Below are 22242 nucleotides of genomic sequence, written 5' to 3'. Positions count from 1 at the left end.
CGCGCTATGCTCACTTTAACCCGCTGTGGGTGGTATACTATGTCCGTTTTTTGCACTCTGGGAAGGTTTATTTAATTCGGAAGGAGTACTTGTAGAACGCAGATTAATTAAACTAAAATCCACTGATAATTTAGATTACTAGAAATGAAGTTGTATTCATGTGCTGCATTAATTTGTTTTACTGTTTTTATACTGGCAAATAATCATCTACAGTCGCAAACCCGTTTCTCGACGGGTTTTTTTCCTGAAATATCCCTGAGCTACAAATTAAATAAGCATTATTCTATTAGCATAAAATTGAGTCGCAACACGGCTTTTTCGACAACCAATCAGAACTCAATAAGGAACTGGAATACGAACATGTACTTACCGATCTCCAATCATTTTTAGAACGCCGAATCAACCCTTATATAAAAGTGGCTTTAGGCTACCAATACCGTATTGAAGATGGTGAAAACACACATCGACCCATACAGCAAATTTCAATTTTACAGCGCGAATCTAAATACAGAATTGGCCATAGAATTAGAACCGACCAAACTTTTTTTAAAGAGGCTGAAATATTATGGCGATTGCGCTATAGCATTAAAGGACAAGTGCCTTTACAAGGTTTAGAATTAGACCCGGGAGAACAATACTTGATTGTAAGTAACGAGCTTATTTATATGAATCAAAACGGAGAAGACGACCTAGAAAATAGATTTGTAGCGAGTCTTGGTTTTTACTTTGATGATAAAAACAAATTAGAAATAGGTTTTGATTATAGAACAGACGATTATTTGGTAGATGACCGTTTTAGACACCGACTATGGTTTAAATTTGGGTATTATAAATCGCTGTAGATAATTACAGGATATATATGATCTAACTATCAAGAACAACATTTTTTTCAATTACGTATCACAACGACAAACTAAGCAACTCCTCATAATAGGGTAAACACTCTTCCAACAAAGGTTTTAAATGCTCTGGAAATGGCTCTACTTTTGCTTGGTAAGGTAAAAATCCGGTGGAGCTATGTACATTAGTATACCAGTACTTGGCCCAGCTACCATCTTCTGGTCGTGCTCCGACTGGCCAGCTAAGCATCGCTTCTTTAAAAGAAATACCTATAAACTCACATAACTTTTGCAATTGCTGTTTGGGATTAAGCAATACTTTTTTGGCATCTAAAATGACCACGGGAATGTTTTGCGACTGCAAATGACGAAGCACATCTACATGTAATTTATAACCCACATCGTGCATTTTCGGATTTAAAATAACTTTAGCATAAGAAGTTAGCATATCTTCTGGATGGCGTGTTAAAATGATATTCACCATGTGCTTTAAAAAGTCGTAATCGAGTCCAGGTAAATGGTGGGTCATATTTTTGAAGAACAAAACGGGCTTGGTTGTTTCGGTCAACATTGTATTGACAACCTTTTCACCATTGGTTGACATCGTTTTCAAAATTTCATCAGCACCAGGATGATAAGCTTTGGCCGCTTGGTTATTTTTAAGATAATAGCCATAGAGTGGTTCATCAAAAACTTTGGTGTCGTGGCGCTGTGCAAAGCTGTACATTAAAGTGGTAGAAATATTCCGCGGACCAGACCAAAGGGAAATACGTTTAATGTGGTCTTGTTTCATGAATTAATTAGATTGTCGTAAAACAAGTTCTTGATATAAGGTACTCAATTTGGTTGTCATTTTACCAGGAATATCATTTCCAATTGATTTACCATCAATTTTTGTTACAGGTGTTAATCCGCCAAAAGTTCCAGTAACAAAAGCTTCATCGGCGCCGTAAACGTCAAATAAGGAGAAATTTTTCTGCAAACACTTTATGTCATTGGACTCACACAACTGTATAACTTTACCTCTAGTAATGCCATTCATGCAATAAGCACCCGTTGAAGTCCATACCTCATCACCTTTCACCATAAAAAAATTGGTAGCGTTGCAGGTTGATACAAAACCCTGTGGATCTAGCATCAACGCTTCATCGGCGCCTGCTTCCAGCGCTTGCATGAGTGCTTGAACTTCGTGTAATTTACTGTGGCAATTTAATCTTGGATCTAAATAATCGGGGGAACCTCTTCTGAATGTAGAGGTGAATAAATTAACCCCCGTATTTTTTGTGTCTGAAGATGCCTGCTTGTGCTCAGCGATAATTACCACATTGGGTCCGGAAATGGTAAGTCGTGGATCCTGTGATGGAGTTTTCTTAACACCCCGCGTAATCATGACGCGCACATGAATGTAATCTTTCATGCGATTGGCGTCTAAAGTTCTTTGAATTTGGTCAATTAATTCTGCCTTAGGAAATGGTAAATTGATACCGATAACTTTAGCCGATTGCCATAATCTGTTGAGATGGTCTTCAATAAAAACCATACTACCATTATGAACTCTAAAGGCTTCCCATACGCCATCACCTACTAAATATCCACTATCGAAAACAGAGATTTTAGCTTCACTTCTGTGAAATAATTCACCATTTATAGAAATTAAAACATCCTCGTTTCTTTCATCTTCAATAGCATTATGCGTACCGTGAATCATGGCTGTTTCAATTGATTAATTTCTAACTAAATATATAAATCATGCAGGCTTGAACTTCTATATTCTTATGTAAGCTTTGGATTGTTTTTTAGTAAATTATCAAAATAACTTATGGTATGTTGTAAACCTTCTTTAAGTTGGGTTTTTGGCTCCCATCCATTTAGTTCTTTGTAGGCAAGACTAATGTCTGGTTTTCGTTGCATTGGGTCGTCCTGTGGTAATGGTAAATAGATGATTTTTGAATTTGTTCCTGTTAAATCAATCACTTCCTTTGCCAATTCCAACATGGTGAATTCATTTGGATTTCCTATGTTTACAGGTCCCGTAAATCCATCGCGGCTATTCATCATTCTGATAGTGCCTTCCACCAAATCATCTACATACTGAAAGCTTCGTGTCTGCGTACCATCGCCAAAAATAGTTATATCTTTTCCTTGCAGGGCTTGCACGATAAAGTTGGAAACAACCCGTCCGTCTTTGGGATGCATATTTGGCCCGTAGGTATTAAATATTCTAATAATTTTTATGTTAACCTTATTTTGGTTGTGATAATCCATAAATAAGGTTTCTGCACAGCGTTTGCCTTCGTCGTAGCAAGATCGCAAACCGATAGGATTTACATTACCCCAATAACTTTCAGTTTGAGGGTGTACCGCAGGATCACCGTACACTTCGCTTGTTGATGCTTGTAAAATTTTGGCACCAACACGTTTGGCCAATCCCAACATATTAATTGCTCCCATTACCGAAGTTTTAACAGTTTTTATAGGGTTGAACTGATAGTGAACTGGTGATGCCGGACATGCCAAATTGTAAATTTCATCCACCTCTGCCATGAATGGATTGGTTATATCGTGACGCACAAGTTCAAAATAATGCTTATCTAATAAATGCTCTATATTTTTTTTTGAACCCGTAAAAAAATTATCTAAGCATATTACCTCGTTACCCTCATTTAATAAGCGCTCACATAAATGAGAACCTACAAATCCGGCGCCACCTGTTACTAAAATGCGTTTCATATTTCTGAATTGATATAGTCTAATGAATTAATATAGTTATTCAAATGAATTTTAAACCCGTATCAATAAGTGATGCCGTGTTACTTCAAATAAATCAACTTCTATACACTTTATTTGATTGGCAAATTACGAGAATTATTCTCAAGTATCGATAATTCTAAAAAGAAAAATCTGCTTCTGTTTCAATTTACGTTCGGGTGTTTCTCAATTCCATTCATGCTGCAATTCTTTATATCTAAGGCAATGAGCATCAATCAAAAAACTTTATGATTCTACAGTCAACATAAAATTTCACAAAAAATGATGACATTTTTAAAAATATGCGATAACTAATAAAATCCCGAAATATCGGCTCTAAAATTTTCTCAAAATGAAATCAATTAAAACGCTTTTTTCAATCACAGCCATCATATTTATGGCGTCCTGTAGCTCCGATTCTAGTGACAACGCCAACATTCTAAATAACTTTCAATCTACCTTATGCAATAATGTTGTAGGTCCTACTGCAGCATATTGGGATAGCACCCATGGTTTACCACTACCGTTAACTCAAGTTCCTACAATTGCAAATCCAGGTGGTCAGTTTATTCACAGTCAATATCCTGCATTAGGCTTTCAAATGCCAGCCGGTTACAATGGTTTTGAAAATCAAATTGGTATTGGTGTTAATATGCTTCGTAATGATAATCAAGTTGTGTGGCGTTACGTTCCTGGTTTAACTGCCTTTGCTCAAGTTCCTGTTGTTGATATTTTATCTTCGGAAATAAATCAACTTTTCGCATTTTATAATTTTAATGGTGACTTTGACGTGATTTGTGCTGAGAATGTTTCGGTTCCCCAAGGCGATTTTATCATTAACTCAAGTTCACGTTTGTTAAGATTTGGCAATATCACGGCCATCGTGGCGGTTAACGCGTATTTTTCTCAATCGTTGGGTTCAACGCATGCCACCGTGATGCTCGCCTCTGGACCAACCGCTGAATTTGATAATCTCATCATGAACGCTTTCTTACCTATTCATTGGCAATTGCTTTTTATTGATCGCGACCAAACTGATTCTGACTTGGACGGTGTTCCAGACAGGCTAGACAATTTCCCATTCGATCCTACAAGACAGTAATAAAATATTTATATAGATTATGAAAAAACTAACCATCCCAGCAATACTAGTAGGCATCGGAATTTTGCTAACAGCTTTAAGCTTTACCTCGAACAAAGTAGATCCTGACGATATAGGCATTAGTATCGATAAAACAGCATTTATAATGCCTGCTGCACATCGCGTGTATTCTAATCCCGATGCTTTAAATGGAAAATACTACCTTTTCAAAGCCAAAATCACCAATAATTCTTCCACAACCTTGAAGGACTTAGTGGTGAGATATCGCATTCCTAATTTTGTAGATTGGACAGAATTATCAGTTTCTGGACAAATGCTCCCAGGTCAAACTGTTGTGGTGCCTTGCTACCCGAAATTTACGGATGAGATCACCGAAAAAACAACCACATCAGTTGAAAAAACCAAAATTGAAATATCTTGGGATGGCGCAGAAAGCGAGGATATTATTGAAGAAGAATTTTCATTTAAACTTACCAATAGAAACGAATATGTTTATACTGGTATTAAATCGGAAGAAATTTCTGGTTGGGCGGACATGTATGACAATGACGCACTAATTGCCTGTTATGTTACGCCAAATGACCCCATTGTAAAATACTACACCCAAAACTTACAAGAAAAATTGATGAAAGGCGAGCAAGCTGCTGTTAGTCAAAAGCCTGAAGATGGTGTTCGACTTTTAACAAGTCTCTACGATGCCACCCTACAGTCTGGTATGGTTTACAGTGGCACAAAAGGCATACCGCAATCTACCGACGATGTCCAATCAATAGTACAACAAATAAGGCTACCGAGAGAAGTCATCACAGGTAATACAGGTTTATGCATCGAACTTAGTTGTTTGTATGCCAGTGTACTATCAGCAGCAGGATTAGACCCTATTATATATTTTGTGCCAGGCCATGCCTATCCCGGCTTTAAGATGAATGGGCAATATTTTGCCATTGAAGCCACAGGAATCGGTGGTGAAGGTTTAGGCAATATAGCAAGTGCTGAAGACGCTTTTAAATCAGGACAAAAGCAGCTTCAAGAATTCATGACCCGCGCTCAATCTGGTGATCCAAGATATACACTAGTAGATATACATGCTGTAAATGAGCAAGGTGTCACCTCTATGAATCTAAATGATAACGACTTCCTGAAAAAGAAAGTTGATGATATTGTAGCCTCATGGGGCACCGGTAACCGTCAAATAAAGAGCCCCGGCAACAATACTATCAACATACCTGACAATACCTTACGAACTAGCAATGCTTTGTCGTTTGCAATACCAAACGGCTGGCAAACCTATAACAGGCCAGTGCCAAACATGCCTATTTTAACTGCTCAGGTGTTAGCACCAGATCAAATTACCACTGTATCAATCTACGATATTCCCGCCAGAAGCACTCAAGAAGCTATGAATGTTTTAAATCAGTATTTCTCAAGTTTTGGAATGAGCATAAACTACCAAGCCAATGGAAATGCACTTGCTGGCCAAACCTATTCATCTAACGGCTATTTTAACTGGGTTGGCAAAGCGCTGCCCAGAGCAAATGGTATCCGCATTGTGGCAGTTGGCGCACCAGATTATATGTATCAGCAAAATTCAGGAATAATCAATCAAGTTTATAACTCAATTCAATAAGGTAATGAAAACACTTAAATACACTTTAATCGTCCTTCTTATTTTTTGCTATTTGGCGGCATCTGCGCAGCAAACCCAACAGAAAATTGAAATGCAAATCGATAATATTGGCGATACCAAAATTAAAATTTCAATGATAATGAATGCCATGGAATGGCAAAATTGGATCAGTTCAACCGGGAATAATCCCGCAGCCTTGAAACGCGAAATTGAACGTGCCATGCCTGCCTATATTTTAGACGATTTTAAATTAGAAAAGGACGATATGAATCGGTCATTTGAATTAACATTGAACGCCTATGGCACCTGTAAGATAGATAAACGCGGCAACTGGATTTTAGAAACCGATCAAAAAAATGCACAGCTTACCAAACTTACAGACCATAAGTATATGCTGGTAAGCAGTCCGCCAGAATTTGCTGGGAAAATTCAGCAAACCTTTATGGTTGAATTTCCCAGTGAAGCCAAAGATATAAAAACGGATACCAATGCCTATGGCAAATCAATTTTCAAATTTAAAATGAACACACCATCAACACCTTTTGATTTGATGCGTTGGTCTGGTTTGTTCTTTATAGTTGTTGGTGGTGCTTGGGCTGGAAAATTTTTCTTAAAGAAGTAAATCAGCACTTTTATCGTTGATTATTCGGTTTCTAACTAATTTCAAAAGTATAATTGTAAAAAATATCTGAGTTTTTGTATCTTTCCTCTAGCTATTACATCATGAGGGATACAAGACAGACAACTACCAACCAGAGTATTGTAGATCATTTTAAATCCAATAACACTGCCCAACTAAAAGCAATTTACGAATTCAACTATCCAAAAGTTGAAACATTCGTTTTAAAAAATAGTGGCAGTAAAGAAGAAGCCAAAGACGTCTACCAAGAGGCATTTATCGCCGTTTGGCACAATGTTAAAAGCGATAAGTTTACACCACTTTCAGTAGATTCTATACACGCCTATATTTTCACCATTGCCAAAAATAAATGGATGGATGTGTTGCGATCTAACGGCTTTAAAAAAACAGTGGCTGTTTCTCAATTAAAGCATTTTGACGTATCTATTGAAAATTCTTCAGAGATTGATGATGACATTTTAAATAATAAACGATTACAAGATGTAATGCAAGCCTTTAATTATTTAGGCGAAGCATGCAAAGGCTTACTAACAAAATTTTATTTTGAAAAAAAATCAATGCAATTAATTGCAGATGAATTGTTGCTAGATGCGGCATCCACTCGAAATAAAAAATATAGATGTATGCAAAAATTACGAGAATTAGCCCTGAATATTGATACATAGCAATGAAAAAACAACATAACATATCACAAGAAGAATTTGAGCAAATTGAAACTTACCTAAACCAACCGCTTAAAGGCGATGCCTTGGCAAGTTTTGAAAATCGACTTCAAAACGAAGATGATTTTAGAGCCAAAGTTGAGGATATAAAAAGCACTATAACTGGTATAGAAATCCAAGCGCTTAAGTCTCAATTAAATGAGTTTCACGATACAATGGATTTAATAAACCATACTTCTGAAATCGCTAATGAAAATAAGAGCCGTTTATTGAATTGGAAATATCTTGCAATTGCAGCAACACTAGTCATCGCACTTTCTGGTTTTTGGTTTTTTAGCAGTAATTCTAATGATCGCTTGTATGCGAACTATTTCACTCCCGATCCAGGATTACCAACCACAATGAGCAGTAATAGCAACTACGAGTTCTATAATACTATGGTTACTTATAAACGGGGTAAGTACAGTAAAGCCATTGAAGAATGGCAATTTCAATTATTAAAACACCCAGAAAGCGATACCCTAAATTACTTTATTGGTGTTGCAAAAATGGCTGATAAAAATGAAGTTGATGCCATTGCATATCTTAAAAAAGTATCCGAATTACAAGCAAATACTTTTAAAAATGATGCGTATTTCTATTTGGGCTTAGCGTATATAAAAGTGGCCGAAAGAAAACAGGCCATTGAAGCCTTAAAGAAATCAACGCATCCTGAAAGTGAAGCATTGATTCAAAAATTAAACTAACATGCCTTGTTTAAGATCAATACTATTAACAATACTTGTGGGATTTACGCTTTTTGGCTTTAGTCAAAATTCGACCCCGAATAGTTTAAAGGTTTTAGATCAGCTTTTGACCGAGGAAGACTATAAATCGGCACAGGCATTTTCAAAAAAACATATCGATTCATTGCTTTTTATTAAAGCGTTTTACGAAGCAACCGATTATATTTATTATATAGGAACCATTGAAACTAAATTAAATGGCAATAGCAAAGCCATAAGTCGCATTGCCACTCTTGAAAATAAAATCAAAACACTCACCAATAACCCCAAAGATTTACGACAACTCGCACTAGAAATTGGCTCATTTTACGAATCGATTGGCGATTCAAAAACCGCTTGCGATTACAATATAAAGGCACTAGAATACACCAAAAAAATGCCTAAAGCGACAGCAAAAGATTTCGCGCTTATACAAAGCAATTTGGGAGTGTTTTTCAGCCGATTAGGCGATATTCCCATGGCGACTAAATACCACAAGAAAGCTTTAAAAAACCTTCAAACTGATTCTAAATCAAGTGGTGAAAGCTATTATATAACCTACAATGCGCTTGGTGGGATGATGTGGTACGCATCAAAGTTCGATAGTGCCATTGTGTATTTTCAAAAAGCCGATAAAATACTCCGGTCTTTAGAGCAAAACCCAATGAATAAACTCTTTAGACCCGCAAGTTTGAACAATAATATCGCCGGTATTTATAGTATACAAGGTAAATTGAATGAGGCGCTTGCCTCTATGCAAATTACTGTAAAAAACCTTACCGCTTTTCTAAAAGAAGATATCAGTAATGCCAGGCGTGCCGATGCAACCGAGTTTCTATTTCAAGCCATCGACAACTATGCAGGATTGTATAAAGAAGTCGGTGACTATAAAAAAGCGAGGCAGCTTATTCAATACGCTTACGAACAAAAAAAACGCCACTTAAACGGAACAAGCCCGGAAATAAGCAAAGGAAAAATACTACTTGGGCAAATTAATCTTCCTTTAAAGAATTACAAAGAGGCCGAAACATTATTAGATGAAGGCATTTCCGATTTTAAATCTTTCTCAGGGAATTACACACAATGGCTCGCCGATGCCTATTATCATAAAGCGCTTCTCAATTTTGAAATTGAAAATTTTGAAAATGCTAATACCTATTTCGAACTCAGCGAATCTTATTTTAAGGCTTCATTAGGAGATTATTACGATGAAGTTTATTTGGACTTCATTGTAAATGCGTCACTTTTTTATGCAAAAACAGGTAATAAAACAAAAGCCATTAGCATGGCGACTGAGGCGCTAAATTATATAAGAGAGAATCAAGGCAGCAAAACCTTGCTAGAATATCACCAATTATTAAACCTTGCTAAAATTCACTTTTTACTTGAGAATTTTAATGAAACTTTACAATTAGCTGATGAAGCACTTACACTTTTAAATTCTGACGGTTTTGTAAAAACAATTGCTATCAACAAACAACAAATTGAAAGTTATAAAGTACCTGCAATTTTGCTTAAGGTAAAAACACAACAAAAACTAAGTAATGTAAAGGATGAACAGTTTTTATTAAAACAGCTCAACGCGTTAAAAATCGCATTAAAACTATTAGACCAACAAAAATCGATCATAGCAGAAGATCACTCCACATCCATATTAATTCAAGACAATATTGAATTGTTTCAGCTCGCTAAGCAAATCAGTTTAGAGCTATATCAATTAACTCAAAATGAAACCTATTTACATGATCTATTAAGTTTTCACGAATCTATTACCTATCACAACATAAGAAAACGTCTCAATTCAAAATCTGCTGTGCTTACGGCCAGTCTTCCATTTGAAATTCTAGCGGAAGAAAAAAGACTTAAACAACAATTGAATCATTTTTCGAGTGCAGATGGTGATTTCGATACCTACTTACAATATGAAAATGAATGGGACACTCACTTAAACAAACTGCAAAGCAATTTTCCTGATTATTACAAGCTAATGTATGCCACCATTCATTCTCCCTTACAGCAGATTAAATCAAAAATTCCCGCTTTGTCAACAGTACTGCGCTATCTATACGTAGATAACAATTTATATGCTGTTTTAATCAGTCCTACTAAAATAGACTTGGTCCCAATTAAAACTGAAGGCTTAACGGAAAAAGTTCAAGAATTTAATTCAAAAATTGAAACTTTAGATAGTACATTTCAATTACAATACGAATTGTATCAAACGCTTTGGGAGCCTATATTCCACAAATTAAAAACTTCAAAAGTTGTAATTATCCCTGATAAAGAATTATTCAATTTAAGCTTTGAAACATTAACCTCGAAATTAATTAAAAGTCACTCTGAAATAACAGAGCATAGCTTATTAGCAAATTATAATCTATCCTACAATTACAGCTTATTTCTTATTGATAAAAACAGCAAACCCGTTAATTATAAGTCAAATTTTGTAGCCTTCGCACCCGAATTTTCCGAAAGTATGAAACGGGATTATAAGATTGCTATTGAGGATTCCTTAAGTATAGACTACACTTATTTACGACTCCTCCCGCAACCTTTTGCGACCGATTTGGCCAAAAATTACTCTAGATTCTTTGATGGTAATTCCTTTTTGAACGAAAACGCCTCCAAGCAAATTTTTACAAGTAAAGCAAGAGAGCATAAAATTATTCACATTGGCACCCATGCAGAATCTGATAATGTATCGCCAGAATTTTCACGATTAATCTTTGCTAAAAAAAATGATGAAAACGATAATTCGCTTTACACCTATGAGATTTACAACCAAAACTTAAGTTCAAATTTAGCCATTTTAACCGCCTGCGAAACAGGTAAACCAACATTTCAACCTGGCGAAGGCATGATCTCATTAGCACATGCCTTTAATTACGCTGGTAGCGAAAGTATTTTAACCAGTCTGTGGAATATTGACGAACAATCAAGTGCAGAAGTTATAAAATATTTCTACAACTATATAGCCGATGGTTTAACTAAAGATGAAGCCTTAAAACAAGCAAAATTAAGCTATATCGCCAAAGCCAAAGGCAGAACGGCCGCACCACAGTATTGGGCAGGTTTAGTACTTATTGGAGACACGGCACCGATAGACATAGAGACATCAGTACCGATTATTTATTGGATTATAGCGGTGGTAATCATATTTATAATATTAATTTTATTGAGGAATAAGTTCTCTAAACAATTGAAGACTCATAATCTTTAAATTCCGAGCGGTAAACATTTTTTATAACTTCAAACACAAATTCAAAACCTTAAAGTTTGTAAAGTTTGTTCCGAAAAACCTCGTTATAATCCGCTTAAATCTGGTTTTAACTGGGCAAACTCAACAGGAATTAAAGGATTTTCTAAAACAAAAACTTGTCGTTTATCGAGACTTAAATCAGACACAATATTGGCGTAATAGCTATTAAAAATTTTATCCAATTCACCAGAGTTAATAATTCTTTCCAAGCCCGCTTCTATTCTATTTGCCAATTCAGGCATTTTTGGATTTATATAAAACACCAGTGGAAATGGATAAAAAAACATGAGGTTTTTATCAACAACTAATCCAATTTGCTTAGAAGCCTGGTTTTTGAAAACACTTTGTAATTCATTGGCTCCAAAAGCGGTGTAATGAAATTTATCTTTAGCCAAGCGCTCAAAAACGTCATCAAAATCGCCTTCTTCTGCAACCGTGTAACCGTTGTGTCTAAAAATAGTAGCATCGCTCCAAGAAACAGGAATTCCGTTTTTTAAGGCTTGTATTTCGGATAGTGCAGAAGATGATGTAAACTTGTCAACATCGGTTAATTTGATGATGGGAATGCGATAGCCAAGCAAGTTTTTCGCAATGGGTTTTGCTATCATGATCATATCATCGGATTTAAATTTTTGATTTCCAGCAATGGTTACAAACAAATGATGTTGTTGTTTGCTAAACACAAAAGATTCTTCTAATCCAGGATATTCTGTGGTATTTTCTTTAATTTCAAAAGGCCCAAATTCAGAAATAGTGACTGTTAAAATAGCGTGAAGTACCTGATGTTCGTATTCTTTTCTAATTTCGGATCTGTTGCCATTCCAAAAGTCGACAATAGTGGTATCAGTTTGTTGTGAGGATGATTCTAACATGGTTATTTGATTGGTTTTAAGGTTGCAAGATAGCAAAAGGAGAAAAGCTGTACATATATTGAAAAATTTAAACATGATTAAAGATAGGGTTGTTTCTTAAGACTAATAGCGCAAATAAATCAAAAAAAGAAATTATTGGCACAACTGCCAACAAAAATGTCGAACTTCAAAAAGAAGATTAAATTCTTTTTCAAAATAGCTGATAACCTACGTGAATTCTACAAATCTCTGGACTATCACCAAAAAAGACTTTTCCAAAAACTCATATTTCCAGAGGGGTTTAGATTTTCAATGAAAAACAAGGAATGTAGAACTCAAAAAATGAACCTATTTTTTGATTTAGGTAGTTCATTTGCAAATAAATATAATAAGTGTGAAAAAGAAACTCAAGCAAAAAAATTGCTTGAGTCTCACTTAGTAGCGGGAACTGGACTCGAACCAGTGTCCGCCTTTGGCGGATATGAGCCCTATAATACTCCTTTAATATATTGTGCTTTCAATTCTTTTATTGCTGTACGTCCAACACCAGTTTTATAATATTTCTCTCTGGCTATGGCATCCTTCTTCGTTTTATATAACTCAATGTGCATTACTTCCCATGGACGGTATCGTATGGTGTATCCTTTCGTGGCAAATTTGTTATGAGAATAAAACCTGTCTATCAAATCTTGGGTATATCCCACATAGGTCTTATCGAAGGTCTTGGAATATAATATGTAGACTACGTAGTTAACATTACTCATATCAAATACTTTAAACAAAAAAAGAGAACCAAAACTGATTCTCTTTTTCCTTGTAGCGGGAACTGGACTCGAACCAGTGACCTTCGGGTTATGAGCCCGACGAGCTACCTACTGCTCTATCCCGCGATATTGGATTGCAAAGATACTACGATTTTTTGAATTACAAAACATTCTAAAAAAATAACTCCCAATTAAAAATTAATTCGATTGGGAGTCTTACTATGGACTTTATTAAAAATGGAATCCTAATCTTCTGTATCTAAAGTTGCAATGGTTCCTTTTGAATTTGAGTTCTCAAACTCAAACATTATGATATTAGGGAAGCGTTCTTGGAAATTGGCAAATTCACCTTTAAATCCATTATTGCCAATCATTAATGTTTTTAAATTGGTACACATCTCCAATTCACTAGGTAAATCACCGTAAAATGCATTGTTCGCCAATACTAGTTCTTCTAGATTTGCCAACTTACCAATTGTACTTGGTACATTGCCAAATAAATTATTGTCAAAAACGCTTAATATTTGTAATGCGGTTAGGTCACCAATAGTATGAGGAAGCTTTCCTATAAATTTATTGCTGCTTAAAAGTAAAGTTTCCAAGCTAACAAGCTTTCCAATGTTTGAAGGTATACTTCCTGAAAAATTATTATTGAATAATTCTAAATGCTTTAAATGGGTTAAATTTTCTATGTTAGCAGAAATTTCACCACTTAATCTATTTGAGAATAATTTTACTTCTTGAAGTTTTGATAGGGTGTAAAACGATGCTGGTATTTCACCTTCAAGCGCATTGAAGGCTAAATCTAATTTGACTAAGTCTTGTAAATCACCAAGTGATTGTGGCAATTCGCCTTTTAAATTATTGAAACTTAATTCGATTGCAGTAACCTTATCGTCTTGAATGGTTACGCCATACCATGTAGATGCGTCAGCATTTATATCCCAAGTATGATTCCATGACGAACCGTTTGTAGCGTGGTATAAATCTAATAAAGCTTGTTTTTGATTGGGCGCAACGTCAGCGAAAGCTGGGAAACTTAGCAGACATCCTAACAGAAATAATTGTATCGTTTTCATAATAGCAGATTTGAGTGAGGGCTCATTAATACAACGAATATAAGCTCAAATCGCTTAACAGACAATTATTTTCGATGAAATACATGTTTCATTAACACTTTTAGTGCTATTTTCGACCAAATACATCTATTGCTCTATACTAATGGCTTCAAACTGGCTAATTTCGCCTTCATCAATACCAACGCTTATTTGAATGGGATTGCAGCAAACTTCACAATCTTCAATGTATTCTTGATTTAATATTGAGATGTCTATTAACATAGAGATCTGTTCCCAACAGTATGGACATTCAAAAAAATATTCTTCCATTTTAGTACTTTTAAAAAGCCGAATTAAGCAATTCACCACTCAGTTGAAGCACTACAATCTCGGCCAATTTCGCATCGTATTTCGCCTGATTGGTATTGAGCTCTGCCGAGAGTAAATTTAACTGCGCTTGTCTAAATTCTATTGAAGTTACTTGCCCCAATTTAAACTGCTCCTCGGTACGTTGAAAATTATTAATTGCTGTACGAATATTATCTTGCTGCACTCGGAATATAGTAAGCTTATTCTGGTAATCGTCCCAAGCATTTTCAAAATCACGGACCACACTTAATATCAATTGCTCTTTCTGGAGTTTTTGATTTTCTAAGGCGATCTGCGCATTCTTCACGCGGGTTATGGTACCACCACCATCAAATAGATTCCAGGTTAAATTAATGCCCGCAGAAACTCCAGTATTAGTTGTGAACCCAACAATACTAGCAAGGTTATTATTACTTTCATTCCAACCATAAGTGCCGGTTAAACCAATGCTTGGTAGGTAACCAGATTTGTTAGCTTTAATTGTGAATTCATTAATTTGAATGTTTTTTTCAACTTGAATTAAGTTTACATTATTCTGCTTTAGCTTTTCGAGCAAGTCATCTTTATTCAATGTCAACAAAAAATCGATATCCGTATCTACTTCAAATATATTAGAAATGGTATTACCGGTTACAAAGTTCAAATCGCGTTTGGCATTCACCAAACTTTGCCTCATGTTAATTACATTAATACTATCGTTATTAACATCAACCTCAGCATTTAAAACATCCAACTTGGTATTTTGACCGTAGTCAAACTGATAACTTGCCCTTGTTAGCCGGTCTTTTGAAATATCTAAAGTAGTTTGAAGCGAACCAAAATTTTCCGAGCGTCTGGCCACATCGTAATAAACAGTTAGTAACTGAACAATCGTGTTCTCAATGGTTTCACGCGCTTGTATTTCCGTTAAATTATAAGTTTCCTTTAAAGTTTTATAATTATAGTACCTACCGAGGCCATCAAAAATGGTATAGTTAAGATTGATATTGGCATTATATCGAGAGCTCTCTGCTCCGCTTATGATTCTTGGATCAAAATCGTTGTTAAATTCTGTTCTACCACTATCTTTGTTATAAACTGCTCCAGCGTTACCTGTTAAAGATGGTAAAAAACCCGAATTTAATATATTGGTATTATTTTCAGCCTCTTCAATAAGATTATTGGCTATTTTAATACCATAATTATTGTCGAGTGCCAAACTAATGGCCTCATTGGTAGTGACTACATTTTGAGCTTGCAATAACGTTGTAAAAACCAGCCCAACCAAAATCTGAACTATTCTAAAACTCTGCTTCTTCATGTTGCTCAATTATCGCACGTTCTACTTCTTCTTTCGATATTTTTTTACCTGAATACAACCATTTGATGGAGGTTTTAAGGTCGTTGCTAATTGATAACAACAACGGCAAGGCTAATAAGGTTAGGACAGTTGCATAAGCAATTCCAAAGGAAATGGATATGGCCATGGGTTTTAAAAATTGTGCCTGACGGCTTTTCTCTAAAAGTAATGGTGCCAAACCAGCCACTGTAGTTAAAGAGGTTAAAAAGATGGCTCTAAATCTTGATCTACCTGCGTGCCTTAAGGCATCATCAAAGGTTAAACCCGCTTTTAGATTGGTGTTGAATTTACTAATCAGAACCAATCCATCGTTTACCATAATTCCAACTAAAGCTATGATCCCCAAAAGTGACAGCACATTTAAAGGAAAACCAAAAATATAATGGCCAAGTGAAACCGCTGTTAAACTGAATGGAATTAATATCAACAATAATAATGGCTGACTATAGCTGCGGAATGTAAACGCTATAGTGACATAAATTAAAATTAAAATTACACCTCCAGCACTTTTTAAAGAACGGTTTAGCTTTACAGCTTCACGATTTTGACCTTCAAAAGATGCAGAAATTGTAGGATACCGCGATTGCAAATCGGGAATGATATTATCTCTAATATCATCTAAAATATCCGTGTTACTCGCATTGGGATCTTTTAAATCGGAAGATATTTGAATTTCTCGTTGCCCATCTAAATGGTTAATTACCACATCGCCGCGTTCAATCGAATAGTCGGCTATATCTCTGAGTGCAATTCTGCTGCCGTCAGGAGCTACAATTCGCATATCGTCTAAATCATTAATTGAACCTCGATTGCTTCTATCGTAACGAACCCAAACCCTTATTTCGTCTTGGCCGCGTTGAAAGCGTTGTGCCTGCTGTCCAAAAAATCCAGCTCGTACTTGGCTCATAACGGTTCTTAAATCTAGACCAAGTAAATACGCATTCTCCTTTAACTTGATTCTGATTTCTTTAATGCCAGCTGGATCATTATCTTGAACATCTTTAAGCATGGGATTGCTTTGCATGATTTCTTTAAGTTCAACTTTGGCCGCTTTTAACTCGTCAATATTGTTACTTAATAACGAAACCGATACAGGGCTTCCTCCAAAATTTCCACCAGAATCGAAAGTTAGGCGTTCCACGCCAATTACCGGACCTACAACTTCTCTTAATCTATTTGAAACTGCCAAGGCATTTATTTCGTCTGGACGTTCTTCTCCTGGTAACATATTAATACGCAACAATGAACTAGATGAGCTACTTAAACTTCTAATGGTATTCTCAAATAGTTGCTTGCCGGTACCTTTTAGATATTTTTCAGTGAATTCTTGATTCACAATTTCCGATTTCTCTTCAATCATTGAAATACTAGAATCTGTAATTCTTTCGTTAGTTCCGTTTGGCATTTCCAAGGTCACGGTTACCTGATCACTAGCAATACGAGGGAAAATCGTCACCCCAATAATACCGCCACCAATAAATCCGAAAGACAAGACGAGTAAGCCAACAAAAATGCCTACAGAAAGCATCTTATATTTTAAAATTTTGTCTAAAATTGGTGTGTATAATTTGTCGCGTAGGAACACCATAAATTTATCGCCATATTTATTGATGTTTCTCATTCCGGCAAAAAACTGTTGAAATTTGGAAGTATCCTTTTTCTGTTCTTGAACTCTTAAGGCTTTAGAATGTGCCAAATGCGCAGGTAATATAATGAGTGCTTCAACAAGTGAAACTAACAAGGTAAGGATTACAATTACCGAAACCTCCCCAAAAAACTCGCCAATTCTACTTTCCAAAAACAGAAAGGTTGAAAAGGCCAAAACAGTAGTAATGATTGCAGAAACCACTGGCGGTATCACCTCCATAACGCCGTCTATTGCCGCCTGAACGGGTGTTTTCCCATCTTCGTAATGTTGGTAAATATTTTCAGCAATTACAATACCATCATCTACCAAAATACCTATTACGATAATCATTCCAAATAAGGAGAGAACATTAATGGTAACATCAAACTGACCAGCGAACATAAACATACCTAAGAATGAAATTGGCAAGCCAAAAGCAACCCAAAAAGCCAGTCGGGTATTGAGGAATAAGGATAAGAATAACAACACCAAAATCATACCAGCAATGGCATTTTCGGTCAGTAATTTGGTACGTTGGTTTAAGGTAATCGATAAATCGCGTACCACATCTAATCTTACGTTGTTATTCTTCTGATTAAATTCGTCTATATAATTTTTCACCTTGTCGGCCGAAGAAATTAAATCTTCGTTATTGGTACTGGTGACGGTGATATCAATCGATAAATTTTTATTGAAATAAGTGGTGTTCGGTGTTTCAGTGAAGCGATCTCTTATAATCGCAACGTCTTTAAGACGAACTGTTTTTCCTTCGGGTGTGGCTTTGATCACCACATTGGAAAGCTCATCGCCGTAGTAGGAGCGGTTATTGGCTCTAATTAAATATTCTTCGGCATTGGTTTTAACATTGCCTCCAGTAACCAGAATGTTAGATTCTGCAACAGCATCCGCGACATCGGTAAAAGTGAGATCGTATGCTAATAGCACATTTTCATTAACCGCAATTTCGATTTCTTCTTCGGGATATCCAGAAATCTCAATTTGAGAAATGCCTTGAATGGCGCGCAAATCATTTTCAATTTGCCTACCGATCTGTTTTAAAGTTGCTAAGGGGATATTCTCGCCACTTACCGCGAAACTTATGGTTTGCCTTACTTCTTCTTGTTTTGCAACAATTAAAGGCTCCATTCCCAATGGAAAACTTGGTACGCGATCTACGGCATTTTTCACCTCAAGTAGCATGAAGTCGATATTTTCGCCTTTAGCAATTTCAACGGTAATGGTGCCGCTATTTTCGCGAGAAACTGAAGTTACCCGATCAATGCCGCGGAGGCCCTTCAAGTTGTCTTCTATTTGTAGAACAACTCCTTCCTCAATTTCTTGTGGTGACGCTCCTGGATAAACAATATTAGTGGTGATTATTTTTGAATCTGCTAAAGGAAAAAAGGATGATTTCAAAGACAGCGCCCCGATGATTCCAAAAACAATAAATGCTCCAATAACTACATTTACAGCTACATGATATCGTATAAAATAAGAAATTATACTACGCATGACTTAATCGTTTTGGTTGGACAACGCTGGTTTAACCAACATACCAGCATAGGCGCCTGGTACTTGTCTTTTAAGAATGATGGTGCCATCCTTAACATCTTTTAAAACCACTTTTGTTTCTGAAAAGTGGACCGGTTTTACAGGAATTAAATCTAGAATACTATCTCGTATCACGAATATTTCGTTAGATTCTAGCAGCAGAGATCTCAGAATTTCTATGGCATTCGGTTCTGTTTTAGCGTCTAAATTAGCTTCTAGATACATGCCTTCCTTTAAATCTGGATGTTTAACCTCAATAAATGCCGTTATGGTTTGGGTTGCTGCATCGATACTTCCGTTAACTCTTGACACAAATCCCGAATAAGATTTGGTTTTGTCTAACGTGTTTAATCCAACTTCCTTACCTACTTCCAATAAATTGGCGTAGGTTTTAGACACCGCTACTTGCATTTCGTAAACCGTCGGATCTATAAATTCTCCTAGTTTCTGACCACTTCTAATTAAAGTGCCTTCTGTTACTAAGGCTTCTGTTAACACGCCTCTGAATGGTGCTACTATTCGGTATTTTACCAAGCGCTGTTCTAGGTTTTTTACGTTGTAATAACTGGTAACAATACCACGACCTGTAATGAAATAATTTTCCTTTTCCGAAGTCATTTCGGGAAGTTTTGGAGTAGTTTTATCTAAATTAAAACCACTTAAGTAGCTTTGCCATTTTGGATAAACCTCAGGAAAATCCAATCGTAAATCAGGCATAATAGCAGCAATATCATTATATAAATTGCTTTTTGATGCCTGAACGGAAGCATAGTATTCGTCGGCGTCAATACTAATGAGCGTTTCACCTTGATTAAAAATTTGTCCGGGTTTAAATTCCTTTCTGCCTAATTTAAACAGGCCTTGTACTTCGGCAAATAATTCAAGTCTTCTTTTCGCTACTAAATTCCCGTTGGCAGGAACCACAATTTGTACATCGCCATTTTGAACAGTATCGGTAAAAACCGTTTTTACAACTTTATCAAATTGCGGTTTTGGTTTGTTTTTATTCGCGATTAAATACTTGGCAAACAGAACAGCCCCAATAATAAAGGCTATTCCTAGAATTGATAATATTATTTTTCTAAGTAACATCAGGTTGGTTATGAGATGACCACAAAATTATCACAATGTAATACTTTTGGAGTTAAAAAAAACATAAAGATTATTCTGACAGTTCGTCAAAGCTAAATTGTACGGTCTCCCATTCTGACATTAACTGCGTTAAACTTTCTTTCTTTTTATGATAGTGTTCAAAATAATTAGGTTTGGAGGATACTTCGTCATAATTTATGAGTAATTCTTCATCCATCAATTTAATATCCTTTTCAAGCTGATTAATTTTAGCCTCAATATTACTGAGCTTATTGTTAAGCGCTTTTGCTTTTTTCTGACTTTCGTAAGACTGTTTATTGCTTTGCTTTTCGGCACCAGCAACAACAGTGCGTTTTTCGGCTTCTCTTAAATTGTGAAGATTGCGTTGCTCGAGATAAAAATCGATATTTCCTAAATATTGTTTTATTTTTTGGTCTTTAAACTCGTAAACAGTGCTGGTAAGTCCTTGTAAAAAATCTCTATCGTGCGATACAAGAATCAAAGTGCCTTCGTAGCGCTTTAGGGCTTCCTTTAAAACTTTTTTAGATTTAATATCAAGGTGATTTGTTGGCTCATCCATAATCAAAACATTGAAGGGTTGCAGCATTAATTTTGCCAAGGCCAAACGATTGCGTTCGCCACCAGAAAGCACTTTTACAAACTTTTCAGCTTCTTCTCCTCTAAATAAGAATGAGCCTAAAATATCGCGCACTCTACTCCTATTGGTTTCATTAGCGGCTTCAATCATGGTATCTAACACAGTTTTATTACCATCTAAATATTCGGCTTGGTTTTGCGCAAAATATCCGATTTGAACGTTATGGCCGAGCTTTATTCCACCTTCATGTTTGAGTTCTCCGACAATTATTTTCGCTAAAGTAGATTTACCTTGTCCGTTTTGACCAACAAAAGCTGTTTTTGCACCGCGTTCCACCAAAAGATTAACGTCGTGCAACACCTGCAAGTCTCCGTAGCGTTTTGAAATATGTTGCGCTTCAATAACCACCTTTCCTGGCGTTACAGAAACGGGGAAGTTAAGCGACATAACGCTGTTGTCTTCCTCATCTACTTCAATCTTGTCAATTTTATCTAATTTTTTTATCAGCGATTGCGCCATGGTTGCTTTAGAGGCCTTGGCCCTAAATTTTTCAATAAGTTTTTCAGTTTGCTGAATTTGCTTTTCTTGGTTTTTTTGAGCCGCTAATTGCTGTGTTTTTAATTCATTTCTAAGTTCCAAAAACTTAGAATATGGTTTGTTGTAATCGTAAATACGCCCTAATGAAATTTCGATAGTTCGGTTGGTTACGTTATCGAGAAACATCTTATCGTGTGAAACAATCACCACGGCACCACTGTAATTTTTCAAAAACGATTCTAACCATATGATTGACTCGATATCCAGGTGATTTGTTGGCTCATCTAGAAGCAGCAAATCGTTGTTCTGAAGTAGCAGTTTGGCAAGTTCAATACGCATGCGCCATCCACCTGAAAAAGTATTGGTGAGTTTATTAAAATCTTCGCGTTTAAAACCGAGTCCGTTCAATATTTTTTCGGTGTCTCCTTGGTAATTGTAGCCGCCGAGAATTTCGTATTGGTGTTGTAACTCGTTTAAATCGACCATAATTTGGTGGTAACCATCACTTTCATAATCGGTACGCTCCACCAATTGTGTGTTGATATGCTCCAACTTGGCTTCGATGTGTTTTATTTCGGTGAACGCTTCGTAAGCCTCTTCCAAAACAGTTCTTCCAAAGTGAAAATCAATATCCTGTTTTAAAAAGCCAATCTTTAAATCCTTATCCGCAGCTATTTGCCCGGTATCAGGTTCTTGTTCTTTTGCCAAAATGCGCAACATAGTAGATTTACCGGCGCCATTCTTGCCTATGAGTCCTATGCAATCACCACCACCAAGTTTGAAGGTGATGTCTTCAAACAAAAAATCTCCTTGAA

At 36.0% G+C, this 22242-nt stretch carries 19 protein-coding genes and 1 tRNA gene; 8 read left to right on the top strand and 12 right to left on the bottom strand.

The window, feature by feature from the left end:
• Positions 1 to 416: 416 nt before the first annotated feature.
• On the top strand, positions 417 to 842 hold the full coding sequence (locus V7Z48_RS11525; protein ID WP_334113652.1) for a DUF2490 domain-containing protein: 426 nt from the start codon (positions 417 to 419) through the stop codon (positions 840 to 842).
• 58 nt (positions 843 to 900) lie between these two features.
• Here V7Z48_RS11525 and V7Z48_RS11520 read toward each other — a convergent pair whose 3' ends face one another.
• From V7Z48_RS11520 to V7Z48_RS11510, 3 genes are all read right to left on the bottom strand, one after another.
• Positions 901 to 1632, bottom strand: a complete 732-nt coding sequence (locus V7Z48_RS11520) for a sulfotransferase family protein (protein ID WP_334113650.1) — start codon at positions 1630 to 1632, stop codon at positions 901 to 903.
• Positions 1633 to 1635: 3 nt separating this feature from the next.
• Positions 1636 to 2547: an aminotransferase class IV gene (locus V7Z48_RS11515; RefSeq protein WP_334113649.1), complete on the bottom strand. Its 912-nt coding sequence runs from the start codon at positions 2545 to 2547 to the stop codon at positions 1636 to 1638.
• A 65-nt stretch (positions 2548 to 2612) separates the two neighbouring features.
• Entirely contained in the window at positions 2613 to 3569 is a 957-nt protein-coding gene (locus V7Z48_RS11510) for a UDP-glucuronic acid decarboxylase family protein (protein WP_334113648.1), read from the bottom strand.
• Between the two features lie 370 nt (positions 3570 to 3939).
• Between V7Z48_RS11510 and V7Z48_RS11505 the strand changes: the two genes are divergently transcribed.
• From V7Z48_RS11505 to V7Z48_RS11480, 6 genes are all read left to right on the top strand, one after another.
• Complete coding sequence (locus tag V7Z48_RS11505; protein ID WP_334113647.1) at positions 3940 to 4689, top strand: hypothetical protein; 750 nt, start codon at positions 3940 to 3942, stop codon at positions 4687 to 4689.
• Between the two features lie 19 nt (positions 4690 to 4708).
• On the top strand, positions 4709 to 6316 hold the full coding sequence (locus tag V7Z48_RS11500; protein ID WP_334113645.1) for a hypothetical protein: 1608 nt from the start codon (positions 4709 to 4711) through the stop codon (positions 6314 to 6316).
• 4 nt (positions 6317 to 6320) lie between these two features.
• Positions 6321 to 6938, top strand: coding sequence for a hypothetical protein (locus V7Z48_RS11495; protein WP_334113644.1), 618 nt, complete (start codon positions 6321 to 6323; stop codon positions 6936 to 6938).
• Between the two features lie 101 nt (positions 6939 to 7039).
• On the top strand, positions 7040 to 7621 hold the full coding sequence (locus tag V7Z48_RS11490) for an RNA polymerase sigma factor (protein ID WP_334113643.1): 582 nt from the start codon (positions 7040 to 7042) through the stop codon (positions 7619 to 7621).
• A gap of 2 nt (positions 7622 to 7623) precedes the next feature.
• Positions 7624 to 8364 (top strand): tetratricopeptide repeat protein, encoded by a 741-nt coding sequence (locus V7Z48_RS11485; protein WP_334113642.1) that lies wholly within the window; start codon positions 7624 to 7626, stop codon positions 8362 to 8364.
• Between the two features lies 1 nt (position 8365).
• Positions 8366 to 11602, top strand: coding sequence for a CHAT domain-containing protein (locus V7Z48_RS11480; protein ID WP_334113641.1), 3237 nt, complete (start codon positions 8366 to 8368; stop codon positions 11600 to 11602).
• Between the two features lie 83 nt (positions 11603 to 11685).
• Here the strand turns inward: V7Z48_RS11480 and V7Z48_RS11475 are convergent, their stop codons facing one another.
• Positions 11686 to 12513: a transporter substrate-binding domain-containing protein gene (locus V7Z48_RS11475; RefSeq protein ID WP_334113639.1), complete on the bottom strand. Its 828-nt coding sequence runs from the start codon at positions 12511 to 12513 to the stop codon at positions 11686 to 11688.
• Between the two features lie 135 nt (positions 12514 to 12648).
• Here V7Z48_RS11475 and V7Z48_RS11470 point away from each other — a divergent pair, with 135 nt between their 5' ends.
• Entirely contained in the window at positions 12649 to 13050 is a 402-nt protein-coding gene (locus tag V7Z48_RS11470) for a hypothetical protein (RefSeq protein ID WP_334113654.1), read from the top strand.
• On the opposite strand, the gene V7Z48_RS11465 is transcribed toward V7Z48_RS11470, so the two are convergent.
• The 8 genes from V7Z48_RS11465 to V7Z48_RS11430 form a co-directional block, all read right to left on the bottom strand.
• Positions 12981 to 13256 (bottom strand): GIY-YIG nuclease family protein, encoded by a 276-nt coding sequence (locus V7Z48_RS11465; RefSeq protein ID WP_334113638.1) that lies wholly within the window; start codon positions 13254 to 13256, stop codon positions 12981 to 12983. The two genes, V7Z48_RS11470 and V7Z48_RS11465, sit on opposite strands and share 70 nt — an antisense overlap.
• Positions 13257 to 13309: 53 nt before the next feature.
• A tRNA-Met gene (locus tag V7Z48_RS11460) sits at positions 13310 to 13382 on the bottom strand.
• 119 nt (positions 13383 to 13501) lie between these two features.
• Complete coding sequence (locus V7Z48_RS11455) at positions 13502 to 14335, bottom strand: leucine-rich repeat domain-containing protein (RefSeq protein ID WP_334113636.1); 834 nt, start codon at positions 14333 to 14335, stop codon at positions 13502 to 13504.
• Positions 14336 to 14461: 126 nt separating this feature from the next.
• Positions 14462 to 14644 (bottom strand): CPXCG motif-containing cysteine-rich protein, encoded by a 183-nt coding sequence (locus V7Z48_RS11450; RefSeq protein ID WP_334113635.1) that lies wholly within the window; start codon positions 14642 to 14644, stop codon positions 14462 to 14464.
• Positions 14645 to 14654: 10 nt separating this feature from the next.
• The gene (locus tag V7Z48_RS11445) at positions 14655 to 15983 is read right to left on the bottom strand and encodes a TolC family protein (protein WP_334113633.1); all 1329 of its coding nucleotides are present in this window, start codon (positions 15981 to 15983) and stop codon (positions 14655 to 14657) included.
• Positions 15964 to 19161, bottom strand: coding sequence for an efflux RND transporter permease subunit (locus V7Z48_RS11440; protein WP_334113632.1), 3198 nt, complete (start codon positions 19159 to 19161; stop codon positions 15964 to 15966). The genes V7Z48_RS11445 and V7Z48_RS11440 overlap by 20 nt, the downstream gene beginning before the upstream one ends.
• Before the next feature lie 3 nt (positions 19162 to 19164).
• Positions 19165 to 20292 carry an efflux RND transporter periplasmic adaptor subunit gene (locus V7Z48_RS11435; protein ID WP_334113631.1) on the bottom strand — a complete coding sequence of 376 codons (1128 nt, stop codon included), beginning with the start codon at positions 20290 to 20292 and terminating at the stop codon, positions 19165 to 19167.
• Between the two features lie 70 nt (positions 20293 to 20362).
• Positions 20363 to 22242, bottom strand: a 1880-nt coding sequence (locus V7Z48_RS11430; RefSeq protein ID WP_334113629.1) for an ABC-F family ATP-binding cassette domain-containing protein, incomplete at its 5' end; no start/stop codon positions are given.

Source organism: Paucihalobacter sp. (genome assembly GCF_036825875.1).
In the GTDB taxonomy this organism is placed as follows: Bacteria; Bacteroidota; Bacteroidia; order Flavobacteriales; family Flavobacteriaceae; genus Paucihalobacter.
Note: the sequence above shows the minus strand (reverse complement) of the source record. Positions and strands in the feature narration are given on the sequence as shown.

Coding starts and splice junctions, on each gene's coding strand:
- V7Z48_RS11495 (WP_334113644.1), top strand. CDS start 6,321: ATGAAAACACTTAAATACACTTTAATCGTCCTTCTTATTTTTTGCTAT.
- V7Z48_RS11455 (WP_334113636.1), bottom strand. CDS start 14,335: ATGAAAACGATACAATTATTTCTGTTAGGATGTCTGCTAAGTTTCCCA.
- V7Z48_RS11490 (WP_334113643.1), top strand. CDS start 7,040: ATGAGGGATACAAGACAGACAACTACCAACCAGAGTATTGTAGATCAT.
- V7Z48_RS11520 (WP_334113650.1), bottom strand. CDS start 1,632: ATGAAACAAGACCACATTAAACGTATTTCCCTTTGGTCTGGTCCGCGG.
- V7Z48_RS11445 (WP_334113633.1), bottom strand. CDS start 15,983: ATGAAGAAGCAGAGTTTTAGAATAGTTCAGATTTTGGTTGGGCTGGTT.
- V7Z48_RS11450 (WP_334113635.1), bottom strand. CDS start 14,644: ATGGAAGAATATTTTTTTGAATGTCCATACTGTTGGGAACAGATCTCT.
- V7Z48_RS11485 (WP_334113642.1), top strand. CDS start 7,624: ATGAAAAAACAACATAACATATCACAAGAAGAATTTGAGCAAATTGAA.
- V7Z48_RS11515 (WP_334113649.1), bottom strand. CDS start 2,547: ATGATTCACGGTACGCATAATGCTATTGAAGATGAAAGAAACGAGGAT.
- V7Z48_RS11500 (WP_334113645.1), top strand. CDS start 4,709: ATGAAAAAACTAACCATCCCAGCAATACTAGTAGGCATCGGAATTTTG.
- V7Z48_RS11465 (WP_334113638.1), bottom strand. CDS start 13,256: ATGAGTAATGTTAACTACGTAGTCTACATATTATATTCCAAGACCTTC.
- V7Z48_RS11480 (WP_334113641.1), top strand. CDS start 8,366: ATGCCTTGTTTAAGATCAATACTATTAACAATACTTGTGGGATTTACG.
- V7Z48_RS11440 (WP_334113632.1), bottom strand. CDS start 19,161: ATGCGTAGTATAATTTCTTATTTTATACGATATCATGTAGCTGTAAAT.
- V7Z48_RS11475 (WP_334113639.1), bottom strand. CDS start 12,513: ATGTTAGAATCATCCTCACAACAAACTGATACCACTATTGTCGACTTT.
- V7Z48_RS11435 (WP_334113631.1), bottom strand. CDS start 20,292: ATGTTACTTAGAAAAATAATATTATCAATTCTAGGAATAGCCTTTATT.
- V7Z48_RS11505 (WP_334113647.1), top strand. CDS start 3,940: ATGAAATCAATTAAAACGCTTTTTTCAATCACAGCCATCATATTTATG.
- V7Z48_RS11510 (WP_334113648.1), bottom strand. CDS start 3,569: ATGAAACGCATTTTAGTAACAGGTGGCGCCGGATTTGTAGGTTCTCAT.